The sequence below is a fragment of the Novosphingobium beihaiense genome (genome assembly GCF_022832375.1).
In the GTDB taxonomy this organism is placed as follows: Bacteria; Pseudomonadota; Alphaproteobacteria; order Sphingomonadales; family Sphingomonadaceae; genus Novosphingobium; species Novosphingobium beihaiensis.
Genome location: NZ_JALHLG010000013.1, coordinates 82,245 through 106,619, shown reverse-complemented (window position 1 = coordinate 106,619; position 24,375 = coordinate 82,245). Strand labels below are relative to the sequence as shown.

26 protein-coding genes and 1 tRNA gene are annotated in these 24,375 nt (G+C 63.7%); 7 read left to right on the top strand and 20 right to left on the bottom strand.

From position 1 onward, the window contains the following. Nucleotides 1-72 precede the first annotated feature (72 nt). A complete protein-coding gene (gene panB / locus MTR66_RS11130; RefSeq protein ID WP_243920937.1) occupies nt 73-945 on the top strand; it encodes a 3-methyl-2-oxobutanoate hydroxymethyltransferase in 873 nt (290 codons plus the stop codon). Nucleotides 946-990: 45 nt separating this feature from the next. Here the strand turns inward: panB and MTR66_RS11125 are convergent, their stop codons facing one another. The 11 genes from MTR66_RS11125 to efp all read right to left on the bottom strand — a co-directional run bounded on the left by MTR66_RS11125 (nt 991) and on the right by efp (nt 12,411). Continuing rightward, nucleotides 991-1,614, bottom strand: coding sequence for a GyrI-like domain-containing protein (locus MTR66_RS11125; protein ID WP_243920935.1), 624 nt, complete (start codon nt 1,612-1,614; stop codon nt 991-993). Between the two features lie 88 nt (nt 1,615-1,702). After that, nucleotides 1,703-3,454 (bottom strand): tetratricopeptide repeat protein, encoded by a 1,752-nt coding sequence (locus MTR66_RS11120; protein ID WP_243920933.1) that lies wholly within the window; start codon nt 3,452-3,454, stop codon nt 1,703-1,705. Nucleotides 3,455-3,497: 43 nt separating this feature from the next. Then, entirely contained in the window at nt 3,498-4,862 is a 1,365-nt protein-coding gene (prsR, locus tag MTR66_RS11115; RefSeq protein ID WP_243921063.1) for a PEP-CTERM-box response regulator transcription factor, read from the bottom strand. Continuing rightward, nucleotides 4,862-7,012 (bottom strand): XrtA/PEP-CTERM system histidine kinase PrsK, encoded by a 2,151-nt coding sequence (gene prsK, locus MTR66_RS11110; protein WP_243920931.1) that lies wholly within the window; start codon nt 7,010-7,012, stop codon nt 4,862-4,864. Before prsK ends, prsR begins: the two co-directional genes overlap by 1 nt. Next, complete coding sequence (locus tag MTR66_RS11105; protein ID WP_243920929.1) at nt 6,991-8,376, bottom strand: TIGR03013 family XrtA/PEP-CTERM system glycosyltransferase; 1,386 nt, start codon at nt 8,374-8,376, stop codon at nt 6,991-6,993. The genes prsK and MTR66_RS11105 overlap by 22 nt, the downstream gene beginning before the upstream one ends. A 170-nt stretch (nt 8,377-8,546) precedes the next feature. Further along, nucleotides 8,547-9,863 carry an amidohydrolase gene (locus MTR66_RS11100; protein WP_243920927.1) on the bottom strand — a complete coding sequence of 439 codons (1,317 nt, stop codon included), beginning with the start codon at nt 9,861-9,863 and terminating at the stop codon, nt 8,547-8,549. 84 nt (nt 9,864-9,947) lie between these two features. Further along, nucleotides 9,948-10,031 (bottom strand) — tRNA-Leu (locus MTR66_RS11095). A gap of 95 nt (nt 10,032-10,126) precedes the next feature. Then, nucleotides 10,127-10,387 carry a hypothetical protein gene (locus tag MTR66_RS11090; RefSeq protein ID WP_243920925.1) on the bottom strand — a complete coding sequence of 87 codons (261 nt, stop codon included), beginning with the start codon at nt 10,385-10,387 and terminating at the stop codon, nt 10,127-10,129. 209 nt (nt 10,388-10,596) lie between these two features. Further along, complete coding sequence (locus MTR66_RS11085; RefSeq protein WP_243920923.1) at nt 10,597-11,418, bottom strand: inositol monophosphatase family protein; 822 nt, start codon at nt 11,416-11,418, stop codon at nt 10,597-10,599. Nucleotides 11,419-11,465: 47 nt separating this feature from the next. After that, nucleotides 11,466-11,846 (bottom strand): hypothetical protein, encoded by a 381-nt coding sequence (locus MTR66_RS11080; protein ID WP_243920921.1) that lies wholly within the window; start codon nt 11,844-11,846, stop codon nt 11,466-11,468. Between the two features lies 1 nt (nt 11,847). Next, nucleotides 11,848-12,411 carry an elongation factor P gene (gene efp, locus MTR66_RS11075; protein ID WP_243920919.1) on the bottom strand — a complete coding sequence of 188 codons (564 nt, stop codon included), beginning with the start codon at nt 12,409-12,411 and terminating at the stop codon, nt 11,848-11,850. A 134-nt stretch (nt 12,412-12,545) separates the two neighbouring features. Between efp and MTR66_RS11070 the strand changes: the two genes are divergently transcribed. From MTR66_RS11070 to MTR66_RS11055, 4 genes are all read left to right on the top strand, one after another. Then, nucleotides 12,546-12,962, top strand: coding sequence for a hypothetical protein (locus tag MTR66_RS11070; protein WP_243920917.1), 417 nt, complete (start codon nt 12,546-12,548; stop codon nt 12,960-12,962). 108 nt (nt 12,963-13,070) lie between these two features. Next, entirely contained in the window at nt 13,071-13,883 is an 813-nt protein-coding gene (locus MTR66_RS11065) for an SDR family NAD(P)-dependent oxidoreductase (protein WP_243920915.1), read from the top strand. Between the two features lie 209 nt (nt 13,884-14,092). Beyond that, nucleotides 14,093-14,620: a nuclear transport factor 2 family protein gene (locus MTR66_RS11060; RefSeq protein ID WP_243920913.1), complete on the top strand. Its 528-nt coding sequence runs from the start codon at nt 14,093-14,095 to the stop codon at nt 14,618-14,620. Nucleotides 14,621-14,689: 69 nt separating this feature from the next. Then, the gene (locus MTR66_RS11055) at nt 14,690-15,607 is read left to right on the top strand and encodes a cobaltochelatase CobT-related protein (protein WP_243920911.1); all 918 of its coding nucleotides are present in this window, start codon (nt 14,690-14,692) and stop codon (nt 15,605-15,607) included. A 1-nt stretch (nt 15,608) separates the two neighbouring features. Here the strand turns inward: MTR66_RS11055 and MTR66_RS11050 are convergent, their stop codons facing one another. From MTR66_RS11050 to MTR66_RS11025, 6 genes are all read right to left on the bottom strand, one after another. Further along, nucleotides 15,609-15,923 carry a TauD/TfdA dioxygenase family protein gene (locus tag MTR66_RS11050; protein WP_243920909.1) on the bottom strand — a complete coding sequence of 105 codons (315 nt, stop codon included), beginning with the start codon at nt 15,921-15,923 and terminating at the stop codon, nt 15,609-15,611. 10 nt (nt 15,924-15,933) lie between these two features. Continuing rightward, on the bottom strand, nt 15,934-16,173 hold the full coding sequence (locus MTR66_RS11045) for a MoaD/ThiS family protein (RefSeq protein WP_243920907.1): 240 nt from the start codon (nt 16,171-16,173) through the stop codon (nt 15,934-15,936). Nucleotides 16,174-16,177: 4 nt separating this feature from the next. Beyond that, nucleotides 16,178-18,448 carry a xanthine dehydrogenase family protein molybdopterin-binding subunit gene (locus MTR66_RS11040; RefSeq protein WP_243920905.1) on the bottom strand — a complete coding sequence of 757 codons (2,271 nt, stop codon included), beginning with the start codon at nt 18,446-18,448 and terminating at the stop codon, nt 16,178-16,180. Continuing rightward, nucleotides 18,445-18,933 carry a (2Fe-2S)-binding protein gene (locus tag MTR66_RS11035; RefSeq protein ID WP_243920903.1) on the bottom strand — a complete coding sequence of 163 codons (489 nt, stop codon included), beginning with the start codon at nt 18,931-18,933 and terminating at the stop codon, nt 18,445-18,447. Before MTR66_RS11035 ends, MTR66_RS11040 begins: the two co-directional genes overlap by 4 nt. Then, on the bottom strand, nt 18,930-19,799 hold the full coding sequence (locus MTR66_RS11030) for an FAD binding domain-containing protein (protein ID WP_243920901.1): 870 nt from the start codon (nt 19,797-19,799) through the stop codon (nt 18,930-18,932). Before MTR66_RS11030 ends, MTR66_RS11035 begins: the two co-directional genes overlap by 4 nt. 242 nt (nt 19,800-20,041) lie before the next feature. Continuing rightward, on the bottom strand, nt 20,042-20,845 hold the full coding sequence (locus tag MTR66_RS11025) for an SDR family NAD(P)-dependent oxidoreductase (RefSeq protein ID WP_243920899.1): 804 nt from the start codon (nt 20,843-20,845) through the stop codon (nt 20,042-20,044). Between the two features lie 243 nt (nt 20,846-21,088). On the opposite strand from MTR66_RS11025, the gene MTR66_RS11020 reads away from it, so the two are divergent. Then, entirely contained in the window at nt 21,089-21,511 is a 423-nt protein-coding gene (locus MTR66_RS11020) for a hypothetical protein (RefSeq protein ID WP_243920897.1), read from the top strand. 29 nt (nt 21,512-21,540) lie between these two features. Here MTR66_RS11020 and MTR66_RS11015 read toward each other — a convergent pair whose 3' ends face one another. Both MTR66_RS11015 and MTR66_RS11010 read right to left on the bottom strand, forming a co-directional pair. Next, nucleotides 21,541-22,017, bottom strand: coding sequence for a hypothetical protein (locus MTR66_RS11015; RefSeq protein ID WP_243920895.1), 477 nt, complete (start codon nt 22,015-22,017; stop codon nt 21,541-21,543). A gap of 35 nt (nt 22,018-22,052) precedes the next feature. Further along, nucleotides 22,053-23,012 carry an IS1595 family transposase gene (locus tag MTR66_RS11010; RefSeq protein ID WP_243920893.1) on the bottom strand — a complete coding sequence of 320 codons (960 nt, stop codon included), beginning with the start codon at nt 23,010-23,012 and terminating at the stop codon, nt 22,053-22,055. A 98-nt stretch (nt 23,013-23,110) separates the two neighbouring features. Here MTR66_RS11010 and MTR66_RS11005 point away from each other — a divergent pair, with 98 nt between their 5' ends. Continuing rightward, the gene (locus MTR66_RS11005; protein WP_243920891.1) at nt 23,111-23,344 is read left to right on the top strand and encodes a DUF6471 domain-containing protein; all 234 of its coding nucleotides are present in this window, start codon (nt 23,111-23,113) and stop codon (nt 23,342-23,344) included. Here the strand turns inward: MTR66_RS11005 and MTR66_RS11000 are convergent. Continuing rightward, nucleotides 23,325-24,374: a hypothetical protein gene (locus MTR66_RS11000; protein ID WP_243920889.1), complete on the bottom strand. Its 1,050-nt coding sequence runs from the start codon at nt 24,372-24,374 to the stop codon at nt 23,325-23,327. The genes MTR66_RS11005 and MTR66_RS11000 overlap by 20 nt on opposite strands. Between the last annotated feature and the right edge of the window lies 1 nt (nt 24,375).

The window sequence follows — 24,375 nt, the reverse complement described above, 5'->3', positions numbered from 1 at the left end:
GCATGGCAAGAGCGAATAAGCCAGCGTTCCCCAGCTTTGCAGATTTTCGCTGCACCCGCTAAGAGCGCCCCCATGTCCACGACCTTCCAACTCGACACCGCGACCAGCCGCGCCAATCCCACCCCCGCACCGATGAAGCGCCTGACGGTGCCCGCCATCCAGAAGCGCAAGTTCGATGGCAAAACCAAAGACCCGCTGGTGATGCTCACGGCCTACACCGCGCGGCAGGCCCAGCTTCTGGACCAGCACTGCGACATGCTGCTGGTGGGGGATTCGCTCGGTCAGGTGATCTACGGGCTGCCTTCGACGCTGCAGGTCACGCTCGACATGATGATCGCCCACGGCGCCGCCGTCGTGCGCGGCAGCTATCATTCGGTCGTCATCGTCGACATGCCCTTCGGCGCCTATGAGGCCAGCCCGCAGCAGGCTTTCGCCGCCGCCAGCCGGGTCATGGCCGAAACCGGATGCGCCGCCGTCAAGCTGGAAGGCGGCCAGGCCATGGCCGAAACCATTTCCTTCCTGACCCAGCGCGGTATCCCGGTGATGGCGCATGTCGGCCTTACCCCGCAGGCGGTCAACACGCTGGGCGGCTATGGCGCGCGCGGCCGCAGCCAGGAAGAACACGCCCGGATCATCGCCGACGGGCAAGCCGTGGCCGATGCGGGCGCCTTTGCCGTAGTGGTTGAGGGCGTGGTCGAACCGATCGCGGTATCCCTCACCCAAAGCGTGGAAATCCCGGTGATCGGCATCGGCGCCTCGGCGCAGTGCGACGGTCAGGTGCTGGTGACTGAAGATATGCTGGGCATGTTTGAACGCGTGCCGCGCTTCGTGAAGAAGTACGGCGACATCGCCGGGTTCATCTCGGAAGCCGCCGCGCAATATGCCGGAGAAGTGCGGGAACGCAGCTTTCCCGAGGCGGGAAATACCTATCAGCCAAAAAGCTGATCTGACGGGGCCTGACCGGCTGAACGGTCAGGCTCCCAATGGCGGTCAGACAGAACGGACAGGCTGCCTGAGAACGGTCCGCAGCTTTTCCGGCGCCACCTTGCGCGGATCGCTGAGATAGATTTCGTGGTGCGGGCCGTTGAAGGTGAGGCCAAGGGATGGCATCAGTTCGTAGTGCAGGCGGTGCAGAACCGGCGCTTCATCAGCGAAACTGCCCAGATGAAGCTTCTGCAAGCTGCGGCCTTCATGAAGCGAAGCCATCCGCAGTTTCGAAAAATCGATCTCCGGTTTCTTGGCTTTCAGCGCCTCCAGCACTGCTGCGAACTGATCGGGCGTGATCCAGTCCGGAACCATGATCATCATCGTCCAGCGCCATTCGTCCTGCCGCCCGGCGGTGAAGGCGTCCTTTTTGTCGGACCACCACAGGCCTTCGAGCGGCGGAACGACATAGTCCTGCTCCAGAGTCTGCTTGCTGAAGAACTTGAGCGCATAGGCTGCCGGGTAAAGACTGCCCAGAGCGTCGATATAAGCCGCCCCGCCGGGAGCCCCCTGCCCGTCGATCATCAGATAGGTCAGTCCGGGGATATCGACTTCCACGAAATCGTCAGACGGCGCGGAAAACAGCCGTTTCTCCGTGACTTTGAAATCGACTTTGCCCTGAGTAGCCACAACCGCCTCCCTCCGGTATGTTCTTTTTATGTTCCAGTCCATTGATCAAATCAAGGCCTGGAACATGCCCCCTGAGGAGCCCGGCCGCTCAACTCGGCTTGTGCAACATCCCGCGCGCCTCGGCGATCAGCGGTGTCTTGCCCGTCATCGCTTCCGCCTTGTCGAGCAAGGCCCGCGCACTCTCACGGCGGATGCCAAGCGCGGCATAACTGAGGCCCAGCGCTTGCGTGGCCAGCGGGCTGGCGCGCTGCAAACGATAGGCTCTCCGCGCGCTGCCGTGTGCGGCTTCGGCGTCGCCTTCGCGCATTTCCGCAAGCGCCAGTTCGGACAGCAACTGCACATCGCGGGAACCGCCATTATCGCGCAACCATGACAGGATCGCGCCGGCGCGGCGAAAATCGCGCGTGCCGATGGCCAGCCGGGCAGCGGCGCGCAAGGCCGGGCGGCTTGTGGGGTTCTGGCGCAAATAGCCCTCAATCAGATCGCGCGCGCCCGCGAAATCGTTCGCCATGGCGTATGCTTCGAAGCGGCGCAGAAACAGGCTTTCAGGCATGCGGATCAGCGCTGCCGCCGCATAGCGCTCCTGAGCGGCCCCGGGATGGCCCAGCGCCAGTTGCACGTCTCCGGCGAGCGCCTGATTGTCGTAGAAACCGGGATCGGCGGCCCGGTCCGCCTCCGTTTCCGCCAGCGCCTCCGCGCCCTGCCCGGCGGCCAGCAATTCGCCGATGCGCCCCTGATGCGGCATGACTCGCAGCGCAGGCCCTTGCGCACGCGCGGCACGGTCCAGCAGCTCTCCGGCGCGCTGCCGTTCGCCCAGCACTTCGCAGCTGCGCGCCACCACGGTCAGCAGATAGGGCGAAGCCTCATCGCGGGCGATGTCATCGGAAAAGCGCAGCGTGGCATAGCGGTACTGCCCGCCCAGATAGATCGCGCGGGCCAGCAGATCCTTGGCCTGCCGGTTATCCGGCTGCATCCGCAGCACCGCTTCCAGCGCATCGGAGGCCAGCTGGTAATTGCCTGCCGCGATTTCGACAACGCCGTGCAGCATCTGCACGCCGGGCTGCCCGTCCAGCTCTTCGCCGGTCTTCAGCAGCAAGGTACGCGCGAGTTCATAATTGCCCGCGCGTGCCGCGATCACGGCCTGCAGATAGTAAGCGTGCGCATTGGCCGGGCTGAGTTCCAGTACCCTGCGCGTTACCGTCACTGCCTCGCTCGCGCGGCCCAGATCGCCCAGTGTCGCGGCATAGTCGAGCAGGACCGGCACGTCCTTCGGATCACGCATCAACGCTTGTTCGAACCACGGGACCGCCGCCAGCAGGCCATAACGGTCCCGCACGAGCTGGCCGTTGAACTCAAGCGCGCGGACACTGTCCGAGTCCAGCTCCAGCGCGTGCCGGGCCGCGGCAATGGCCAGCCGGTGCTGCCCGCCCGCATAGCGCAGACGCCCGATCTCCACCCACAGCGAGGCGTCATCCGGAATCAGCTTCAGCGCCTTGTCGTAGGCCCGGCCAGATGCGGCGAGATGCCCCTGCTGCTTTTCGAGCAGACCCAGCGCGCGCCAGCCGTCCGCCGCCGTTTCCGGGCTGAAATCGCCCGGCCCCAGCCAGGCCCTTGCCTTGCCGGGATTGCCCTGATCGAGAAACGCCTTGCCCATCCAGGCCGCGACGTCACGCCGCGAGGCGCCGCTGGCCAGCGCGGCGCGCAGCTTCATTTCGGCGTCGATGCCGTCGCCGCGGTTCAGCGCCGCGCGCGCCGCATCGACGGATGCTTCGCTGGCCGGACGCGCGCCGAAGCCGGGGCTGGCCTGAACCGCGAGCGGCAGCGCAAGTACGGCCAGCACGAGTGCCAGCCGCCGCCTGCCCTGCCGGTGCCGCGGGGAAGGATCAGGGTTGCAGATCGTACTGCTTGAGCAGGTCATAGAGAGTGGGCCTGCTGATCCCCAGCATCTTGGCCGTGCTGGAAATGTTGCCCTCGCTGCGGGCGAGCGCATGGCGAATGACCTTGCGGTCCGCATGCTCGCGCGCGCTTTTGAGGTTGAGCGCCTTGATCATTTGCTCGTCCGGCTCGGTCAGATCGAGATCGGCGGCACTAACGAGCTTTTCATCGGCCATGATCACCGCGCGCTTCACCCGGTTTTCCAGTTCGCGCACATTGCCGGGCCAGGGCCAGGCATCGATCGCGGCCAGCGCATCGGCGGCGAAGCCGCGCACACGCGGGTTCATCTCCTTGGCGTAGCGGTTGAGGAAGGCCTTGGCGAGCAGCGTGGCATCCCCGGGCCGCTCTGCCAGACTAGGGATCTTCACCACGATCTCGGCCAGGCGGTAGTAAAGATCCTCGCGGAACCGCCCGTCGGCGATCATCGCTTCCAGGTTCTGGTGCGTGGCGCAAACGATGCGCGTGTCCACCGGGATCGATTCGCGCGAGCCGACGCGTTCGATCACCCGCTCTTGCAGGAAGCGCAGCAGCTTCACCTGCAATTGCAGCGGGATATCGCCCACTTCGTCCAGAAACAGCGTACCGCCGCCTGCCTGCTCGATCTTGCCGGGCGTGGTCTTCACCGCGCCGGTGAATGCACCCTTCTCATGCCCGAACAGCTCGCTTTCGAGCAGGTTTTCGGGGATCGCGGCGCAGTTGATCGCCACGAACTCGCCTTTCGCGCGGCCGCTGGCATCGTGCAGTCCGCGCGCCAGCAATTCCTTGCCGGTGCCGCTGGCCCCCAGCAGCATGACCGAGACATTGGTGTTGGCCACACGCTCGACGGTGCGGGCCACACGTACCATTTCCGGCGCGGCGGTGATCATGCGGCCCAGGACTTTCTCGTCCTTTTCCACTTTGGCGGCAAGGCGGCGGTTCTCGTCCTCCAGCCGGTGGAGCTGAAGCGCGCGGCGCACGATCAGGCCCAGCGCATCGATATCGACGGGCTTCTGGTAAAAGTCATAGGCCCCGCGCGCGATCGCCTGCAGAGCGCTTTCGCGGGCGCCGTGGCCGGAGGCGACGATCACCTTAGTATCGGGCTTGAGCGCCATGATCTCATCGAGCACGGCGAAGCCTTCGGTCACACCATCGGGATCGGGCGGCAGGCCCAGATCGAGCGTCACCACATCGGGCATTTCCGCACGCAGCAGCGTCAGCGCGGAGGCGCGGTCTCCGGCAATCAGGACATCGAAGTCCTCATAGGCCCACTTGAGCTGGGCCTGCAGCCCGGCATCGTCTTCCACGACGAGGAGCTTGGGGCGGGTCTCGGTCATCATGCCACCTTCTGGTCCTGGCTGGTGATGTTCTGGAAAATATCGGTCGCGGCGGCGATCGGGACATAGACGAGGAACCGCGATCCCAGTCCTTCGCGCGATTCCACTTCAAGGCGGCCGCGCATCGCCCGCACCAGTTCGCGCGCTTCGAAAGCGCCGATGCCGAAGCCCCCGCTTTTGGTGGAGACGAACGGCTTGAACAGGCGGTTGCGCACGAAGTCCGCGCTCATGCCGCAGCCGGAATCGAGCACTTCGAAGCGCGCTGTCAGCCCCTCCACCGTCAGCGACAGAAACACCGGGCTCTCCGGGCTGCTGGCATCGATGCCGTTCTGCACGAGATGGACCAGCACCTGTTCCAGCGAATGGCGGTTTCCGGTCACGGTCACGTCCTGCGTTTGCGCCAGCACCACTTGGGGATTGGCTCGAAAACGCTCCATGACCGAAGCGGCGACATCGCCCGCCGGAACCTGCTCCAGCTTGTCCACCGCGCCATTGCCATAGCGCGAGAGGCGCGCGATCAGGGCGTTCAGCTTTTCCGAGGAATTGCGCAGCGTCACCAGCATGTCCGCACGGAACTCCGGCTTGTCGGCGTGAAGCTCGGCATTGCGGGCGAGCAGGCTGAACTGGCTGGCGAGGTTCTTGATATCGTGCATCACGAAAGCGATGCGGCGGTGGAAATCCTCGAAGCGGCTTGATTCGGCCAGCGCCTGCTGGCTGGCATTCTCGGCCAGATAGCTGGCGACCTGCTGACCGATCACGCGCAGGAGGTCGAAATCCTCCCAGTCGAACTTGCGCACCATCTGCGGGCGGGCCAGCACGGCCATGCCGACGAGGCGCTCGTAATGAATGAGCGGGATCAGCGCCCAGGCCCGCGCATCGTCCGTCAGCCACGCCGGAAGATCCACATCGGCATCCGGCAGCGCCATGCCGGCCCGTGTATCGTCGAGGTCCGCGATGTAACCGGTGCGCTCGAAAAACGCCTGGGCCTGCAGCGGGAAGGCGGCGGCAGGCACTTCCACTTCCGGCCAGTTCCACCGCGCGGCAAGCGTGAGGTCGCCCTGTTCGCCCGGCGTCAGCAGCAGTCCGGCCGGGCTTTCGAAGACATCGGCTACCGATTGCACCACGCGCTCACCCAGCGGCAGCGCATCCGGGCCGCGGCTGCCGATGGTGCGGGTGAAGCGCAGCCATTCCTCGCGGTAGTCATAGCGGTGCTGGAAGAAGTGCTTGGCCAGCATGACCTTCAGCCAGCCCCGCACCCGCCGCGAAGGCAGAACCACCAGCGCGACGGCGCTTGCCAGCGTCAGGAACACCAGTTCGATCAGGCGCGCGAAATTGCCGTCGGCATAGGAGAGCCACTGCGCCACGGCGACCATCGCCACCAGATAGAACCCGATGACCAGCAGCGAGAAGGTCTGGAACGTCACCGCGCGCGAGGGCCGCAGACGCAGGAAATCGCGGTTCTTCGCCGCCGCCAGCGCGAAGCACCCGGTCATCACGAGTGTAGCGAGTCCCCGGAAGGCGGCGATTTCGACCGGCCAGTGCCCCCCGAGATAAGCGACCGTGTAGAGATTGAGATCGAACGCCCAGAGCACGGCCAGCCCCGTGGCCGGCCAGCGCAGCGCCGGGCGCGCCTCGCGCGGGGCCCCGGCATAGAGATTGTGCACCAGCACCAACCCGCCGACCGTGACCAGCAGGCGGAACATGACGTTGAAATCGAACATGAGCCGCATGACGTCGTTGTTCAGTGCGGCCCGCGACAGCGAATAGCCGACGCCAAGGTGAAGCACTTCCACGAAGGCCAGCGCCACAATTACCGGACGGATCGGCGCCACGCTGGCATGGCGGCCATCGCTTGCGAAAAGGCGGTAGACGACAGCGAGCCAGATCAGGTTGCGCGCGCTTTCAGCCACCATCGGCAGGAAACCGCCCGCCCCCGATGCGGAAGCGGAAACGACTGTCAGGCACCAGCCCGCAGTCACGAACACCGCCGCCGGAACCAGCGCTCCGGCATGCCCGAAGCCCGCGCGCCGGGGCCAGAGCCAGATGGCCAGGCTCGCCAGCGCAATCGCGCCCGTCAGGTCGAAAGCGACCCCGACAGTGCTCCAGATACCGGCGCCCCCCTGCTCCATCAGCGCGCGCCCTCGCTCCACAGGACCACTCGCAGCGTCTGCAGGATGATCAGGAAATCCAGGAAAGGCGTATAGTTCTTGGCGTAATAGAGATCGTATTCGAGCTTGTTGCGCGAATCTTCCAGCGACGCCCCATAGGGATAGTTGATCTGCGCCCAGCCGGTGATGCCCGGCTTCACCATGTGCCGCTCCGCATAATAGGGCAACTGCTCTTCCAGATCGGAAACGAACTCGGGCCGCTCCGGCCGAGGCCCGACGAAGCTCATCTCGCCCTTGAGCACGGTCCAGGCCTGCGGCAGCTCGTCGATGCGGACCTTGCGGATGAACTTGCCCACACGGGTCACGCGCGGATCGTTCTTTTCCGCCCACTTGGCGCCGGACGCTTCGGCATCGGTGCGCATCGAGCGCAGCTTGATCACGTCAAATGACTCGCCGAACAGCCCCACGCGCGACTGGCGGTAGAAAGCCGGCCCCTTGCTGTCGATCTTCACCAGCAGGGCAAACAGCGCGATAACCGGCGCCGTCAGCACCAGCAGCAGCGCGCTGGCGGCAATGTCGAACAGCCGCTTGGCGGCGCTGGAAATCGCCCGCCCGGACGAGAACCCGTCGGAAAAGATCAGCCAGCTCGGGTTGACCGTATCGAGATCGACCCGGCCGGTCTCCCGCTCCAGAAAACTGGAAAACTCATTGATATGAAGACCTTCCGTCTTCATCCTCAGCAAGTCCTTGAGAGGCAGTGAATTGCGCCGCTCTTCCAGCGCCAGCACCACTTCGCTGACGCCCAGATTTTCGACGAAGCGGGCAAGGTTAGGAATGGCCGAACGCGGAATTGCTTCCTCGACGATCGGGGCCGCCTCGCTCATGCCGATATAGCCAACGATGGCAAAGCCGCTCTCCGGCCGTTCCGAGAGCACCCGCAAGCGCTGGGCCCGGTGTCCGGCGCCGAGCACCAGAACCCGCCTGCGAAAGGCCGATGTTCCCAGGAAGCCCCCCAGAATGAGGCGGTTGAGCACAAGCAGGACAATCGCAAAACCCATCGAATAGGCCAGCGTCGACCGCCAGAAATTCTGAGAGCCCACCAGGAAATCGGCAAAGGACAGCACGATCACGCCCAGCGAAATCGCCACCAGCAGGCGCGCCGCAGCAAAGCGCATGGACCGCAGTGCATCCGCGCCATAGACGCCCACCGCCACCATCGAGAGCACAATGACACTGGCAAAAGCCGCGTGCATGCCCAGACGGCTCTCCAGTTGCCCGGGATCCATGCCGATCTGCTCCGCCCGCAGGCGCCAGGACATTTCGTTGGCGCTGACCAGCAGCAGCACGTCGACCAGCCACAGCAGGACAACGGCGTGCGGAATGTAATGTTTGAAAAGACGAATCATCGTCTGCTGCGTCATCCTCCAGGCCCCGGAAGGGCTCGGGAAGCTGACTAGGCCAAAGGCGTAAAATGTCGGTAAAGCTGACAGCGCCTAAAAAATGAGCCGTATTTCGGGCCGGATACCGCGGAATCCCCTGCCCGGAGCGTCGGATATTCTTACACAGCCCCCCCGCTTCACTTCGCCATCAGCCGCATGGCCGTCAGCGTCAGGGCCTGCGATCCGCCCGCGATCACCTTGTCCGCCTCGGGCGCCCAGAACGGGCTGTGCAGCGAAGGCAGCGGCGCGCCGCCTGCCCTGGCCGCGGCAATCTTCTCCGCGGGCGAGCCGCCCACCCAGAAGATGATCGACTTGATGTGATCCGCATCCGCCCGGCGGAACTCACCGAAATCCTCGCCCCCCATCACCGAAGGCGTGATGACGGCGCGGTCCTTGCCCATCTTTTGCTGCAGGTAAGCGATAGCCTCCTGCGTAAATTCGGGCGAATTATAGGTGGAGCGGGTATAAGGCTCCTTCACCGTCACTTCGGGCATCAGGTCTTCGGGCAGGCCCGAGGCGATCGCCTCGCCCTTTGCAATGCGCTTGATGCCGGACAGCAGCTTGGCGCGCGTTGCATCCGAATAGCTGCGCACGGTCAGTTCCAGCTTGGCGTGATCGGAAATGATATTGTGCTTGGTGCCTGCATGGAACGATCCGACCGTCACCACCACCGGGTCCTGCGGATCGATCTCGCGGCTGGCGAGCGTCTGCAGCTTCATCACGATCGCGCTTGCCAGCACGATGGGGTCCTTGGTCATGTGCGGATAGGCCCCGTGGCCGCCCACGCCCTTCACCAGGATATCGACACTGTCGACATTGGCGAGCGCCCAGCCCTTGGCCGCGCCGACCACGCCCGAAGGCAGTTCGGGCGTATCATGAAAGGCCAGCGTATAGTCCGGCTTGGGAAAGCGGGTGTAGAGCCCGTCCTTGAGCATCGCCAGCGCGCCCAGCCCCATTTCCTCGGCAGGCTGGCCCACCATCACCAGCGTGCCCGACCAGTCCGCCTTGCGCGCCGCCATCAGCCGGGCGGTCTCGATCCAGGCGGTCATGTGGGTATCGTGCCCGCAGGCGTGCATGATCCCCGATTCCACCCCCGCCGTGGAAACCCCGCGCTGTTTCGAAGCGAAGGGCAGCCCGGTCTGTTCGGTTACCGGCAGGGCGTCCATATCCGCGCGGATCAGCACAGTGGGGCCAGGGCCATTCTCCAGCACCGCGACAATGCCGGTCTTGCCGACCTTTTCGGTGACGGTGAAGCCCGCTTCACGCGCGGCCTTCGCCATGATCGCGGCGCTGCGCAGTTCCTGAAAGCTGAGCTCGGGATGCGAATGGAGATCGCGGTAAGTCTCCATCAGACCGGGCATGTCGGACGCGATCGCGTCCTGCACGGTATCGGCCTCAGCGGTGGCGGGGAGGACGGCGAGAGCTGCAAGTACAGCAAGCGGAAGCGATTTCATGGAACCGTAGGCTATGCCCGCACCGGGAACTCCGCAAGCCATGATTCGCGGCGCAGCCGTCGCGGCCTATGCCCGTCCCGGCCTTGGTGCCCCTGGCCCGACTCGAACGGGCACGTCTTGCGACAAACGATTTTGAGTCGTTCGCGTCTACCATTCCGCCACAGGGGCACGGAAATCCGAGGGGCTCGCTTAGCCGTGCGTTCTCCGGCATTCAAGAGGTCTGTGTGCATGCAGTGCGAATGTTGCGGAAAGCCCGCGGTATTTCAGAACGTCCAGTCCATCGCGACGTGCAGCAGTCTGGACTTCATCACGCCCTTGCGCGAACCGTAAGTGCCCACTTCGAAGCGCGGACCACCCTCAACCGGCTGGTATCGCCAGCGAATCTTCACTTTCCGCGGCCGGGGCGCATCCTCTTGGTGCAGGCCATTCAGACGTTCCCCGTCCACCGCCCTGATCGTGGCGGCAGACTGCACGGCAGCGCCCAGATCGAAATCGGGAGGCGGGCCTGCCGCAGGTGCCAGCACGGCAACCGCAGCCTCCGCCTGTGCATGCGCCGCGCACGGCCCAAACGCAGCGCATATCGCCGCAACGGTGAATACCCAGCCCCTGTGTCCCATGCGGAACACCGATAGGCCCGAACAGGGAAACTACCGCGTCAGTTGCATGGCACTTCGGAGACACCGGCCGCCTGCACGGCCAAGCGCTCCGAAGGCAATGCGAACGGGTGGAAAGCTCAGTTCTTGAGCGCGTTGACGACGATCTTGTGCAGGCGCGAATGCAGCGCATCGTTGCCCGCCAGGATTTCCTTGTCGCAATAAGGCGCCGAACGGCCTTTCCAGTCGGACACGAAACCGCCGGCCTCACGCACCAGCAGGCAGCCCGCCGCCGTGTCCCAGGGCTTGAGATCGGCTTCCCAGAAGCCCTCGTAACGGCCCGCGGCCACCCATGCGAGGTCGAGCGCGGCCGAGCCGAAGCGGCGGATACCCGCCACCTGCGGCGCCAGTCCGTGGTAGATCTTCGTCCACTCGCCCGCATTGCCATGCCCTTGGAAGGGAATACCGGTGGCGATCAGGCTCTCGTCCAGATGGCGGCGCGAAGAGACACGCAGACGCGCATCGTGCAGCCAGGCGCCGCGCGACTTTTCCGCCCAGTAGCTCTCGTCCGTGATCGGCTGATAGATCAGTCCGGCCGTGATATCGCCCCAGCCCTTCCCGTCAAGCCGCGGCTCCTGCACCGCGATCGAGATCGCGAAGTGCGGAATACCGTGCAGGAAATTGGTGGTGCCGTCGAGCGGATCGACGATGAAGCGCGGCTTGTCCGGATCGCCCTCGATCTCGCCCGCTTCCTCGAACAGGAAGCCCCAGTCCGGCCGCGCGGCGCGCAGTTCGTCCCAGATCGTGCGCTCCGAGGCTTCATCGGCTTTCGAGACGAAATCCGATGGCCCTTTCCGGCTCACCTGCAGGTGTTCGATTTCGCCGAAATCGCGGCGCAGACGGCCGCCCGCCTTGCGGGCAGCCTTTTCCATGACGCGAATAAGACCGGAAATTGCGGCCATGACCTGTTCTTGCTCCTGCTGCCGGACCGGGTCCGGTCTTTTCTGGGTTAGCGGCCCTTGGCCGCGTTGTTCGCTTCCGTCTGCGGATTGAAACCGCAAATGCGGACCATCAATCCCAGCAGCTCGCTGGGATTGTCCTTGTGAATCTTGCCGGGGTTCTCGGCGATCACTTTTTCCATCGAATCGGTGATCTTGCCGAGCGAGTTATTGTAAAGGCAGCCCACCAGGGCGCCCTTCACCGGCTGTTCGACCTTGTCCGACTGAAGGCCGCTGATCAGCACTTTCAGGTATAGCATCGCATCCTGAACTTCGGCCTTGCCTGCGCCGGCCTTGACCGGAGCCTTGGCAGCAGGGGCCGCCAGCGCGCCGGTGCTCATCAAAGCCCCCGCCAGCGCCGCCGAAGTCATGATCTTTGCTATTGTCCGCATATCAGTCTGCCTTTCGAATGTATGTCTTCTCGTACACGTCGACGACGATGCGGGTGCCGCTTTCGATATGGGGCGGAACCATCACCCGCACACCGTTGTCGAGTACGGCGGGCTTGTAGCTGGACGAAGCTGTCTGTCCCTTGACTACCGCATCGGCCTCCACGATCGTGGCTTCGACCTGTTCGGGCAACTGCACCGAGATGGGGCGTTCTTCCCACAGTTCGAGCAGAACCTGCATGCCATCCTGCAGGAACGCGGCGGCCTCGCCCAGAAGGTCTGCGGGAAGCTGGATCTGTTCGTAGTTCTCGATATCCATGAACACCAGCTGGTCGCCCTCGGCATAGAGGAACTGGAAGTCCTTGGTGTCGAGGCGGACCTTCTCGACCGTGTCGGCGCTGCGGAAGCGCACGTTGGTCTTGCGGCCGTCGATCAGGTTCTTCATTTCCACCTGCATGAAGGCGCCGCCCTTGCCCGGCTGGGTATGCTGCGTCTTTGCGACCTTCCAGATGCCGTTTTCGTATTCGAGAATGTTACCGGGACGAATGTCGACGCCGCTGATCTTCATGGGTTGTGCCTTCGATGGGAAAGAGCTTGTGCCTCGGGCGGCCCGCTCGCCGGGAACCGCCCCTGAAAGCCTGCGCCCTTAGACGAGGCGGGCGGGCATGGCAATTGCTTCGCGCCGGTGCTAGCTGATGCGTCATGAAGCCCGCCCCCAAGCCGCTGACGGCACCCCGTTCCGCCCTGCTTGCCGCAATCCTGCTTGCCGCGGGGGTTCCGGCACTCTCCGCCTGCGCCGCACGCACGCACGCCCCGCTCATGCCGGGCGGCCGGATCGGGACGCTGGCGCTGGGCAGTTATACCTGCGAATTGCCGGGCGATGCGGGCGGCCCCACCGGCACGCCCATGCCCGGCTACCATTTTCGAATCGTCAATGCCTCCAGCTACAAGGCAGGCGGCATCCGGGGCAGCTATCTCTACACCGGAGACCGCGTGGTGATGACGGGCGGCAAGCTCAAGGGCTTCACGCTCCACCGCATCTCCGAAGGGTTCCTGCGCCAGATCGCCGAAGACGGCAGCGATGGCCCGATGCGCTGCATCCGCACGTCCCGCCGCTGATCCGGCCAGGCCCGGAAACCTCCCTCTCCGGTTGATCGCCCCTGCGGCTTGCCCCCCGCCGCCCGCCGTCATAGCTCCTGTACGGACACACCGTTCGGGAGCGGAGCCATGGATTTCCAACTGCAGGGCAAGGTGGCCATCGTCACCGGCGCCACCGCCAACATCGGCCGCGCCGTCGCGCTCGATCTTGCCGCCGAAGGCGCGAAAGTCGTTGCGGTCGGGCGTGACGCGGCAGCGGGCGCAAGGCTCGTGGCGGACTGCAAGGCCCGGGGCGCACCCGATGCCCTGTTCGTGGCCGCCGACATGCTCGATCCCGCCTCGCCTGCGAAAATCCTGAGCGCCGCCGAAGCACTCGGCCCGGTGGACGTGCTCATCAACAACGTGGGCGGCAATGTCGATCAGGGCTTCTTCGCCGATTCCGATCCCGCAAAATGGATGGCCGACATCGATCTCAATTTCGGCACGGTGCTGCGCATGACGCACGCCGTGCTGCCCGGCATGATCGCCCGCAAGACCGGCGCCATCGTCAATCTGGGTTCCACCGCCGGGCTGGTGGGAGATTACATGCTGCCGGTCTATTCGGCGGCGAAAGGCGCGGTGCACAGCTTCACCGTGGTGCTGGCCAAGGAAGTGGGCCAGCACGGCATCCGCGTGAACGCCGTGGCCCCTTACGCGACGATCCCCACCGATCCGGCCGCGCTCAGCACCGGCAGCCGCTTCCACCCGGAAAGCGGCCTGTTCGCGCAAGGCATGGCGAGCGTGAGCGAGGAAGACCGCGCCATCCGCCAGCGCCGCACTTTCGTGGGCAGGCCCTTCGCCTCGGCGGAGGAAATGGCGGCGATGGTGACGTTCCTGGCATCGGGCCGGGCGAGTTTCATCACCGGGCAGGTCTATCCGGTCGACGGCGGCGCGCTGCTTTGATGCGGCAAATCTGGAATTCCCCCCTTTGAGCCGTCCTTGTTCGTCATTGCGAGGAGGCAAAGCCGACGAAGCAATCCAGGGCAGCATGAACCGCACTGGATTGCCGCACCGCCTTCGGCGGCTCGCAATGACGAAGACAAAAGGCGGTGCATGAGAATTTGGACTTCGATTACGCAGCACTGGAAAGTTTCATAAGTAGGGAGAGACACATGGCTATCGACGAAAAGGCCCTGCAGGACGTGATCGACAAGGAAGCGATCCGCGAACTGGCGCTGCTCTATGCGCGCGCGATCGACCGGCAGGACATCGAACTGCTGAAAGACCTCTACACCGAAGACGCCACCGACACCCACGGCGACAGCTTCGACGGTTCGGCGGAGGACTACTGCAAGTTCATCGCCGGATCGTTCCCCTACATGCCCTATTCCGGCCATCACCTGTGCAACCACCTGATCGCGGTGGAGGGCGACGTGGCCAGCGGCGAAGTCTATGCCCTCGCCTGGCACCTCATCCCCACCCGCGAAGGCGGACAGGAAGAGGACTTCATGGCGGTGCGCTACATCGACAACTACCGCCGCTGCACTGACGGCCAATGGCGCTTTTCCAAGCGCGTGGTGACCTACGACTTCAAACTGCGCCGCCCCTTCGACGGCGGCGGCACCCTGGGCCAGGGCGCGAACGATCCGAGCTATGCGCTCTGCCCCCAGCGCCTGTTCCAGCGCGGCGCGCGGGGATAAATTGGAATGCTCTCTTCCTTTTGGGAAGCTGACGTTGACGATAGCACTGTATGACGCAAAGCTACCTGCATGCAGAATGAGCAACACGGCAAGACGTCCACGTATTACGCTTACACAACCAAGTTCGACAGGGTTGTGAATGCCAGCGAGTTGGACACCGTATTAGGGCCACTGTCGGCCAAAGATGAGGAAAAGCTCAACGAAGCCTGGGGCGAGTTACAGACTGGCCTCCTGCCTTGGAAAACCAAGTTGCACGTCGCCAGCAATCAACTCGCTGAGCGAATACGTACTCAAATCTCCCGAGAGCAGAGAGAGGACACTGTGGTATCTTTGCTCTTCGATCAGTCCGGTTCGATGCGCGGCCAGAAGATGCTCTTCAGCGCAGCTACTGCAGACCTCACGCAGGAATTTCTCGCCACGTTGGGCATTGGTTGCGAAGTTCTTGGTTTCACCACGTCTCAATGGCGTGGAGGACGATCACGCAAGCGCTGGAAATGGCGGTTTAAACCAAAAAATCCCGGCCGGCTAAATGACCTTTTGCATATCATCTATCGCGATGCCGACGACAATCGTGCCTGTACTGGGGGGTGGGTGTATCGCCAGATGCTGAGGGCCGATCTGCCAAAGGAAAACATCGATGGAGAAGCCATAGAATGGGCAGAGTCCCGGCTTCGCAATATCGCGAGAAAACGAAAAATCCTCATCGTTCTTTCGGATGGTGCTCCTGTCGATGACTCGACGCTAAACGAAAATGGTGCACATTATCTCAGTGATCATCTGAGAGATGTTGTTGACAGTTTGATATGCAAAAAAGAGATTGAGGTTTCCGCATTCGGTATCGGTTTTGCACCTCACAGCTTTTATCCAGCGGTCCGCTACGTCGAGGCACCATCAGAGCTTGGTATAGAATTGCTCAAGTTCATGACTGACTTGTTGATCGGCAATGAGAAGTCACATTTGCAGACGGATGCTTCTGATCAGAGATGAATTAACCCCATATCCAGCCTTCATCCCAAAAGATCACATCGCCCGTGCTGCAAGGCCGCTCCAGCACATCGCCATTCTCACGGGTGAACCGCACAACGCCTCCATCATCCGGCGCAGTTTGCACCCGCGTTCCGGGCCGCAAGGCGCAGAGCTTTTCGAGAGCCTCGTCCGAAATCCGATGCCCCACGGCCACCACAACCCCATGCTCGCGCAGCAGTTCGCCGAAATGATAGGCCAGCGACGGGGCGAGCGGCTGCGACAGGTCGAAATCCAGTTCCACGCCGAACGGTTCGATCCGGCGGAAGGGTAACGTCACGGCCACGGGTTCAGCCCCCGCCCACGCGCGGCAGCACGATCACTTCGCGCGCCTGCGAGAGATCGCGCGTCCAGTCGGTTTCCAGTTCGCCATCGACGGCATAGTGCACCCGCGGACGGGCGATGGCGGCGAAGCCGGGGGCGAGCGCGTCCAGCTTTTCGGTGAGGTCGAACAGATTGTGCGGCGCCAGATCGAGCCGATCGGTGCCGAAGAACTCCTTGTCGAACGGCGGCATCACCACCACGCGCACGGCCTCAGCCTTCCGGGTGCAGCGCGGCGTAGACCTTGTCCGGCGCCATCGGCAGATCGCGCAGGCGCTGGCCGGTGGCCGCGTGGATGGCGTTGGCGACAGCCGCAAGCGGCGGCACGATCGGCACTTCGCCCACGCCCTTCACCCCGTAAGGATGCGCCGGATTGGGCACTTCGACCATGACGGCCTCGATCATCGGCAGGTCGGAGGCCACCGGCATCCGGTAATCGAGGAAGCCCGCATTATCGAGCCTGCCGTCCGCCCCGTAGATATAGGCCTCGTTCAGCGCCCAGCCGATGCCCTGCGCCGCGCCGCCCTGAATCTGCCCTTCGACATAGTCCGGGTGGATCGCGGTGCCGACGTCTTGAACCGCGGTGTAGCGCACGATCTTCACATGCCCGGTCTCGGGATCGACTTCGGTATCACAGATATGCACGCCGAAGCCCGGCAGCCAACCCTTGGCGCTGAGCGCCGCCACGGCCGCGACCGGGCCGCCCGAATGGAGCGAGTTTCCCGCAATCGCCGCCGCCGTCATCGCCTGCCCCTGCTTGGCGCCGTCCGTGCAGACGACCGCGCCGGAGCGCCATTCCACCTGACCGGCCTCGACACCCCACATCCGCGCCGCGCGCTCGCACAGGAGGCGCTTCACCTCTTCGGCGGCCTGCACCACCGCCATGCCAGTGGCGAAGGTCGTGCGGCTGCCGCCCGTGACCATCGAGACGCCGATGGAGGCGGTATCGGCCACCACGCTGCGCACCTGCTCATAGGGCACGTCGAGCACTTCGGCGGCCATGATCGCCATCGAGGCGCGGCTGCCGCCGATATCGGGGCTGCCGGTCGCGACGGTGATCGTGCCATCCTCGGCCACCGAGACATTCACCGTGGAGGGGCCGCCGTAATTGCCCCAGTATCCGCCCGCGACGCCCCGGCCCTGATTGGGGCCCAGCTGCGCCGACCAGTGCGGATGCGCTTTTGCGGCTTCAAGGCATTCGACATAGCCGATCCGCCCCCAGGGCAGGCCCGAAGTCTGCGGATCGCCTTGCGCCGCGGCATTCTTCAGCCGCAAGTCCAGCGGATCGATGCCGAGCTTGCGCGCCAGTTCGTCCATCGCGCTTTCGACCGCGAAGTTCACCTGCGGAGCGCCCGGTGCGCGGTAGGCCTTGGCCGCCGGGCGGTTGCACAGCACTTCGGTACCGACCACGCGGGTATTGGCGATGCGGTAATGCCCGATGGCGCTGGCGACACCGGAACCGGCATCGCTGCCCGCGTAAGCGCCCGAATGATAGAGAAACTCCACCTCCGCCGCGACCAGCGTGCCCTCGGCATCCGCGCCCAGCCGCACGTCGATCACCGCCCCCGGCGCCGGGCCGGATGCGCGGAAGACCTCCTCACGCGTCATCGCCAGCCGCACCGGGCGGCCCGACTTTTTCGAGAGCATCATCGCCACCGGTTCGAGATAGATGGTGGTCTTGCCGCCGAACCCGCCGCCGATCTCCAGCGGCATGACGCGGATATCCGCCTGCGGGATCGCCAGCACAGAAGCCGTAAGCGCACGCACCGCGAAGTGCCCCTGGCTGGAACACCAGATCTGCGCCTGCCCGTCCCCGTTCCACGAGGCAACGCAGGCGTGCGGCTCGATATAGCCCTGATGCACCGGCTCCAGCGCATAGCGCTCGCAGACCGTGGCCGCCGCCGAGGCCAGCGCCGCTTCGACATCGCCGCCGCCCATCTCCACGCGCATGGCGGCGTTGGAGGGCTTGTCCGGCCGAGGCTCGACGCCCTTGGTGAAGACCGTATCGTGCAGCACCGGCGCGCCCTCCGCCAGCGCCTCTTCCACGCCGAGCACGAAAGGCAATTCCTCGTACTCCACCGCGATCAGGCCGAGCGCCTCGCGGGCGATCTCCGGGCTGACCGCCGCCACGGCGGCCACCGCGTGCCCTTCATAGAGCACTTTGTCGAACGCGAGGCAGTTGTGCGAGACATCGACGATATCCGAAGCCCCCTCGCCCACATGCATGACCAGCGATTCCAGCGTCGGGAAATCCCGGCCCGTTGCCACGGCCTTCACGCCGGGCAATGCCTCGGCCTTTTTTGTATCGATCGAGACGATCCGCGCGTGCGGATGCGGGCTGCGCAAGATCGCGCCCCAGAGCATTCCCGGCGCCTTGAAGTCGGGGCCGTAGAGCGCCCTGCCGGTAACTTTGTCCACGCCGTCCGGGCGCACCGGGCGCGTGCCGACATGGCGGAAGGGCTTCATGGTTTCGGGCGCGTTCATGCGGGCGTCCTTTCCTGCCTCAGGTCCGCGGCGGCATCGAGCACCGCGCGCACGATCTTGTCATAGCCGGTGCAGCGGCACAGGTTGCCCGCGAGCCAATAGCGGACTTCGGTTTCGGTGGGATTGGGATTGCGGTCCAGCAACGCCTTGGCGGCGACGATGAAGCCCGGCGTGCAGAAGCCGCACTGCAAGGCCGCGTGTTCGAGGAACTTCTGCTGCACCGGATGCAGCACCGAACCTTCGGCGACGCCCTCGATCGTGGCGATCGTGCGCCCCTCGGCCTCGGGCGCGAGCACGAGGCAGGAACAGACCATCTCGCCATCGAGCATGACGGTGCAGGCGCCGCAGTCGCCCGAGCCGCAGCCTTCCTTGGAGCCGGTCAGCCCCATGGTATCGCGCAGGACATCGAGCAGCGAACTGGTCGGCTCGCACAGGAACTCGGCGGCATCGCCGTTGAGCGTGGTGGAAACGTGGATCTTGCTCATGCCTTTTCTCCGGCGCGGCGGGCGGCGATCAGGGCGGCGCGGCGGGCGAGCACGCCTGCCATGGCCTTGCGGTAGGATACGCTCCCGCGCTTGTCGTCGATAGGGTTGCTGGCGGCCTGCACTGCCTGGGAAAGCGCGGCGAGCGCATCGTCCTCAAGCCGGGTGCCGACAAGCGCGGCACCCGCTTCCTCGACCAGAACGACCGTGGGGCCGACCGCGCCCATCGCCACACGCGCGGACGTGCAGGTTCCCTCGCCATCGAGCACGAGGCTGACGCCCGCCCCGACAACCGCGATATCCATCTCGGTGCGTGGGATCGAGCGCAGATAGGCATCGCCGCCGCCTGCCGGTTTCGGCGGAAGCCGGATTTCGACCACGAATTCGCCCGGCGCGAGCGCAGTCTTGCCGGGGGCGGCGGGGACGGCCTCCACCGGCATCTCGCGCAGGCCCTGCGGCCCGGCGATCACGCAGACCGCCCCTGCCGCCACCAGCGCGGGCACGCTGTCCGCCGCCGGGGAGGCATTGCACACGTTGCCCGCCATCGTCGCGCGGTTGCGGACCTGCACCGATCCGATGAGGTTCGCCGCCTCGACCACGCCCGGCCATGCGGCCACCAGCGCAGCATCGGCCTTGAGCGCGGTGCACGGCGTCGCCGCGCCGATCGCGAAGGCATCGCCGAGGCGCCGCACGCCGCTCATCCCCTCGATCCGCTTGAGATCGACGATAGCCCCGGGACTGAGCCGCCCAGAGCGCATCTGCACGATCAGATCGGTGCCGCCTCCCAAGGGCCGCGCCGTGGGATCGGCGGAAAGCAAGGCGACAGCATCCTCGACCGTGCCGGGTGCGTGATAGACAGTGGATGACATGATTTCTCCCCGGAACCGTGCGGCCCGAATACCGGAGGAGGATCGTCACTGCCGGGCGTGAAGTCAACCGCTGCGGCCGGTGTTTTCTACCGGGTGGTCCGGCAAGACCGTACCGCCTCTCTCCCCTTCAGCGGAGAGATACGAAGACTTGCACCCGCAGGGTGTTAGCCGATGTTGAGAGGGGAGATTACGCACGTCCCCTCTCCCAACCCTCTCCCCTGAAGGAGAGAGGGCTCTATTGCTTACATCGACGGCGCGTAACCGCCGTTGAGCGGATAGGTCTGGCCCGTGATCCACGCAGCGGCATCCGAGCACAGGAACGTGACCAGCGCCGCCACATCCGCCGACTTGCCGAAACGGCGGATGGTGTAGCGCGCCATCATCGCCTTGGTCTGGTCGGTCGCCATGAGTTCGGCCAGCTTCTCCTCGGGCATGTCGGGCATCAGCGCGGAGAGCGAGACGCAGTTGGCCGTCACGTTGTAGCGTCCCAGTTCCTTGGCCACCGAGCGCACGAAGCCCTGCGCCCCCGCCTTGGCCGAGGCATAGACCGCCAGCTTGGGCTCGCCAATGCGGCCCGAATCCGAAACGACCGTCACCAGCCGCCCCTTCTTCGCCTCGACCATGTTGGGAATGAAAGCGTAGCTGCAGTTGTAAACGCCGTAGAGATTGGTGCCGAGATAACGCTGCCAGTTCTCCGGGTCTTCCTCCCAGAAGTTCTTCGTGGGGCGCAGCGAGCCGCCGGGCCCCGCCATGCCGGCATTGTTCACCAGCACCGTGGCCGCGCCCAGCTTGTCCTTGATCGCGGCGTCTGCGGCCTTGGCGGCCTCCAGATCGCACACGTCGAACGGCACCGCGAGCGCAGGCACGCCCATGGCGCGCACTTCCTCGGCCACCGCCTCGGCGCGTTCGGGCACGAAATCGTTGACGGCAATGCCGCCCGCATTGTGCCGCGCCAGCTCCAGCGCAATCGCGCGGCCCGCGTTCTGGCCGCCTCCGGTGACGACGGCAACCTGGCCGCCAAGATCAAGAAGATCGGTATCGCTCATGCCTGTTCCTCTCCGCTTTGCAGGCGTGTGAGGTACTATGGAGCACCGGAAGAAGGCCAGTCCGGAGGACCCGCACGGGGCCTGCAATCACCGCAGCGATGGCGATACCGCCGTGGGGAAATGCGGAAAGAGACGCTGGAGGAACGAACTCCGGTATCAACCTCATTCGTCATTCCCGGCATTAGGTAGCAAGCGCAGAAGGAAAGCCGAGGCCATGAGCTCTGCTCTGCGCTAACCTGCAGCATGGCTGAAACCCATGTTGTGAGCGCTTTGAAGCGTAAATATGCCCGGTTGATCGGGGAGGCTGAGCGTCACGAGCAGGAAGCAGATCGCATCCGCGCGCTGGCTGGTCACATTGCCGCAAGCATAGATGCCTTTGCGGAAGGCTTCGACGTTTCGCAGATCAAGCCCGTTTCCCCGGCGTATAGCCGCTGGCGTGGGCGCGGGATCGGAATACGGATTTACCTCGAAGTCCTGCGCAAGGCGGACAGGCCGCTAACCTCGCTTGAGATTGCCGAAAGGGCCATTGCCTTTGATCCAGATGGGGATTGCAGCCGCGCAGGCGTGAAGGCGCTTGTGGGACCAATCAACAAAGCCCTGTCCAAGAAAGTTGGATGCGGCGTTGTGCGGATTGAGGGGAAGCCCCGGCGCTGGGCGCTGAGGTAGGCTATAGTCGCAAGCGCCGTATCTCCGGTTCAATTGCTGCCCGGATGGCAACCTTTGCTGGCCATCACGTCTGCTTTGCAGCGAGGGCAGACATACGCTTCACAACCAACGCTAAAATGCTGATCACGCTGGAGGATGGACTTATGATTGTTCGCGAAACAATTTGGGCAAAGCCAATGCGCTGGTTCGCCGATCTTATGACCTGGCTTCACCGCATAAACGATCGCGCCATGCCCTACGTCTTTCATCTCGTAGTTTTCAAGCTCGCCATGCTTTGCTTTCGTGCGCACTGCTTCTTCTTCAAGCTCGCGTATACGAGCAATCAGCGCCGCATTCTCATGTTGAGCCGCGAGAAGTCTCTCGGTCATCTCGACGAGGTGTTTGTTGACCTCTGCAATCTTTCCCGCGACTTCACCCGAAATGCGGAGTCCAACGATGGACGAGACAACGTCATGCGCCGCCTTTGCCGACTGCATGACGTAGATAAGCGCCGATATCTCTGACATGCTGCCTCCGATTCTCTCGGTAGGTAGCATGTCCATCAAGCTGCGCGCTGCCAATAGCCCTTCCATTGACGGCTAACGCGCGACGCCATTGCGGCGCCCGCCACCATCATGGCCTGCCCGCCGTTGCTCACACGGCGGTTATCCTCACGCCACGAAGCCTCTGCCGCATAGGAGTGGAGGTACTTGCCCGCGATACGGTGGTGCGTGCCGACTTCCATGCGGCGCAGACGGGAAAAGAAGCTCTCAGCCTGATTGGTGCAGGCAATGCCGTCCGAATACGACAACGAGTGATTGATGCGCCGGGTATCGAACTTGGCGTGCAGATCGTCCCAATGCGAAGCCTCATCAGCATGGACGGTGCTCATGTGGTGGATACTGGCCGCGATGACCTCACCGCCCTTGGCTTCACTCTTGGCAACTACAACCATGCTCTCGCCACCGCGCTCACGACCAACAACAACGACCTGACGCTTGCCGCTCTGGTTGATGGCAAGGCGGCGGTCGCGGCGGTTCTCTTTCTCGTTGGCGGGGCGAACGTGGCCGCCGAAATAGGCGCCATCAACCTCGACTTCGCCTGCAAGGGTCTGCCCGGCATCCTCAAGCGCCATCGCCTCGCGCAGCTTGTGCGCCAGGACGAAAGCCGTCTTGTACTGAACATCGAGGTCGCGGCTCATCTGGAGCGCGGAAACGCCCTTCGCGCCGTTCACGAACAGCATGATGGCGGCCAGAAGATCGGTGAAGCTCAACTTGCGTCCGGCGAAGATCGTCCCCGAAGTGACGGAATACTGATGGCCGCACGCCTTGCACTGGAACTTGCGGCGACTTGAAATGTCATAGGCATCGAGGCAGCCGCAGCGCGGGCAGATCGGCTCGCCATCCGCCTGCTGCCAGCGCAGGTTACGGAACATGGCATACGCTTTGTCCTCACCCATCTGATAGATGGTCTTGAGGCTGAGAGTGCGCGCTTTGCTCGAAAGAAGGAAGTGCTGTGCCATATCATCGTATCCGGTGATGTAATGCACAATATCTGATGGTTTACATATCCAAAGTCAAGGGTGTATATCATCGAAAATGATGATATTTGGAGCCTCCTATGGCTAAGGCCGATCCCGCGACTGTCGAGTTTGAAACGCGTGCGAAAAATCTCCTGAAAGCTGAGTTGAAGCGGAAGGGGGTGACCTATGCTCAGCTTGCCGAAAAGCTGAGCGCGATTGGCGTCACTGAGAATGAGCGCAACCTCAACAACAAGATCAGCCGGGGCGGATTTACCGCTGCATTCTTACTGCAATGTCTAGAGGCCGTGGGCGTTACAGATCTTCGGATTTGAGCAATCGAGGGTTAGCCATCATCGACGGGTTGCCGTAGGCGGCTGCGATCACTGCGCGGTCAACCATATCTCGCTCGGACCGGAAAACATCAAACGTCTTGGCCACCCTTCGGTAGGCAAGCGCCGTGGTGGCATCAGGGAAAATCCCGTCCGGCTCAGGCCAGTTGCCTTCGAGAGCGTCGCCGCTGATGTTCAATACTTTGTCACTCACTCCGGTTCTGTGAATGTCGGCAAGCTCAAGCCATCCGCTCAGGTCAGACTGCCACTGCAGGCGAATAGTCGCCCAATTGTCCCAATTGTCGATGGTGCCGCCGTTGCGAGGGGCTAGGAGCACCTCAGCTGCGACTTCTATCTTCTCCGCTAGAACCGTCAGGCGCTCACGGTGCAGGATAGCCGTGAACCCGGCATCAACCCAAGAAAACCGCTGGTCCTGATTGCGACAATGCTGATGGGTCCATTCATCCCACTGGCGCTTTGTCGCCGCAATCTGATCCTCCAGAGATCGAATATCCATTCCTATATTCTCAAAGCGATTTCCGGCAATCTCAACTGCGGATTTCGCAACGCTACTTGCGTCGCGGATTTCGCTTTCCAGTTTGACCAATCTTTCGTCTTGCGAATGCATGGATAATTCTGATTGAATGCGCGTGGCTATAAGTTCGTCGATTGCCGCTGCGACAGTGTTTTTGATGGCCTTTTCATCAAGCGCTGAATGATGTTCCATTTCTTTGGCCGCAGCACTCTTGGTTGCGGTCCAAATCAGCCAGGCAGCTATCCCTGCTCCACCAAAAAGTAGCGCTGTCGGAGCCCACCAAGGAGTAGAGAAGAGCCAGCTAAGCATTGCTGGCATCCTCCTTTTCAACACATCGTAGTCGTCTGGCGCTGTTGAGGCCCCAATCACTTCGACGGCGAGCCGCGAAATAGTGATGACAACTATGAGCGAGCTGAGAAGCACGCCTCCAAAAAATCTCAACAAATTGTTCATCTGCACCGTTTGCCCCACCTTCTCCACGAAGGCGAGTCCGGCCATC

Bases quoted from the DNA above. Each gene is read 5' to 3' on its own strand.
- MTR66_RS11040 (WP_243920905.1), bottom strand. From the start codon at position 18,448: ATGAACGCGCCCGAAACCATGAAGCCCTTCCGCCATGTCGGCACGCGC.
- MTR66_RS11105 (WP_243920929.1), bottom strand. From the start codon at position 8,376: ATGATTCGTCTTTTCAAACATTACATTCCGCACGCCGTTGTCCTGCTG.
- MTR66_RS11020 (WP_243920897.1), top strand. From the start codon at position 21,089: ATGGCTGAAACCCATGTTGTGAGCGCTTTGAAGCGTAAATATGCCCGG.
- MTR66_RS11080 (WP_243920921.1), bottom strand. From the start codon at position 11,846: ATGCGGACAATAGCAAAGATCATGACTTCGGCGGCGCTGGCGGGGGCT.
- MTR66_RS11010 (WP_243920893.1), bottom strand. From the start codon at position 23,012: ATGGCACAGCACTTCCTTCTTTCGAGCAAAGCGCGCACTCTCAGCCTC.
- MTR66_RS11035 (WP_243920903.1), bottom strand. From the start codon at position 18,933: ATGAGCAAGATCCACGTTTCCACCACGCTCAACGGCGATGCCGCCGAG.
- MTR66_RS11060 (WP_243920913.1), top strand. From the start codon at position 14,093: ATGGCTATCGACGAAAAGGCCCTGCAGGACGTGATCGACAAGGAAGCG.
- MTR66_RS11065 (WP_243920915.1), top strand. From the start codon at position 13,071: ATGGATTTCCAACTGCAGGGCAAGGTGGCCATCGTCACCGGCGCCACC.
- MTR66_RS11005 (WP_243920891.1), top strand. From the start codon at position 23,111: ATGGCTAAGGCCGATCCCGCGACTGTCGAGTTTGAAACGCGTGCGAAA.
- MTR66_RS11100 (WP_243920927.1), bottom strand. From the start codon at position 9,863: ATGAAATCGCTTCCGCTTGCTGTACTTGCAGCTCTCGCCGTCCTCCCC.
- MTR66_RS11055 (WP_243920911.1), top strand. From the start codon at position 14,690: ATGCAGAATGAGCAACACGGCAAGACGTCCACGTATTACGCTTACACA.
- efp (WP_243920919.1), bottom strand. From the start codon at position 12,411: ATGAAGATCAGCGGCGTCGACATTCGTCCCGGTAACATTCTCGAATAC.
- MTR66_RS11085 (WP_243920923.1), bottom strand. From the start codon at position 11,418: ATGGCCGCAATTTCCGGTCTTATTCGCGTCATGGAAAAGGCTGCCCGC.
- prsR (WP_243921063.1), bottom strand. From the start codon at position 4,862: ATGACCGAGACCCGCCCCAAGCTCCTCGTCGTGGAAGACGATGCCGGG.
- MTR66_RS11070 (WP_243920917.1), top strand. From the start codon at position 12,546: ATGAAGCCCGCCCCCAAGCCGCTGACGGCACCCCGTTCCGCCCTGCTT.
- MTR66_RS11030 (WP_243920901.1), bottom strand. From the start codon at position 19,799: ATGTCATCCACTGTCTATCACGCACCCGGCACGGTCGAGGATGCTGTC.
- MTR66_RS11015 (WP_243920895.1), bottom strand. From the start codon at position 22,017: ATGTCAGAGATATCGGCGCTTATCTACGTCATGCAGTCGGCAAAGGCG.
- panB (WP_243920937.1), top strand. From the start codon at position 73: ATGTCCACGACCTTCCAACTCGACACCGCGACCAGCCGCGCCAATCCC.
- MTR66_RS11000 (WP_243920889.1), bottom strand. From the start codon at position 24,374: ATGGCCGGACTCGCCTTCGTGGAGAAGGTGGGGCAAACGGTGCAGATG.
- MTR66_RS11025 (WP_243920899.1), bottom strand. From the start codon at position 20,845: ATGAGCGATACCGATCTTCTTGATCTTGGCGGCCAGGTTGCCGTCGTC.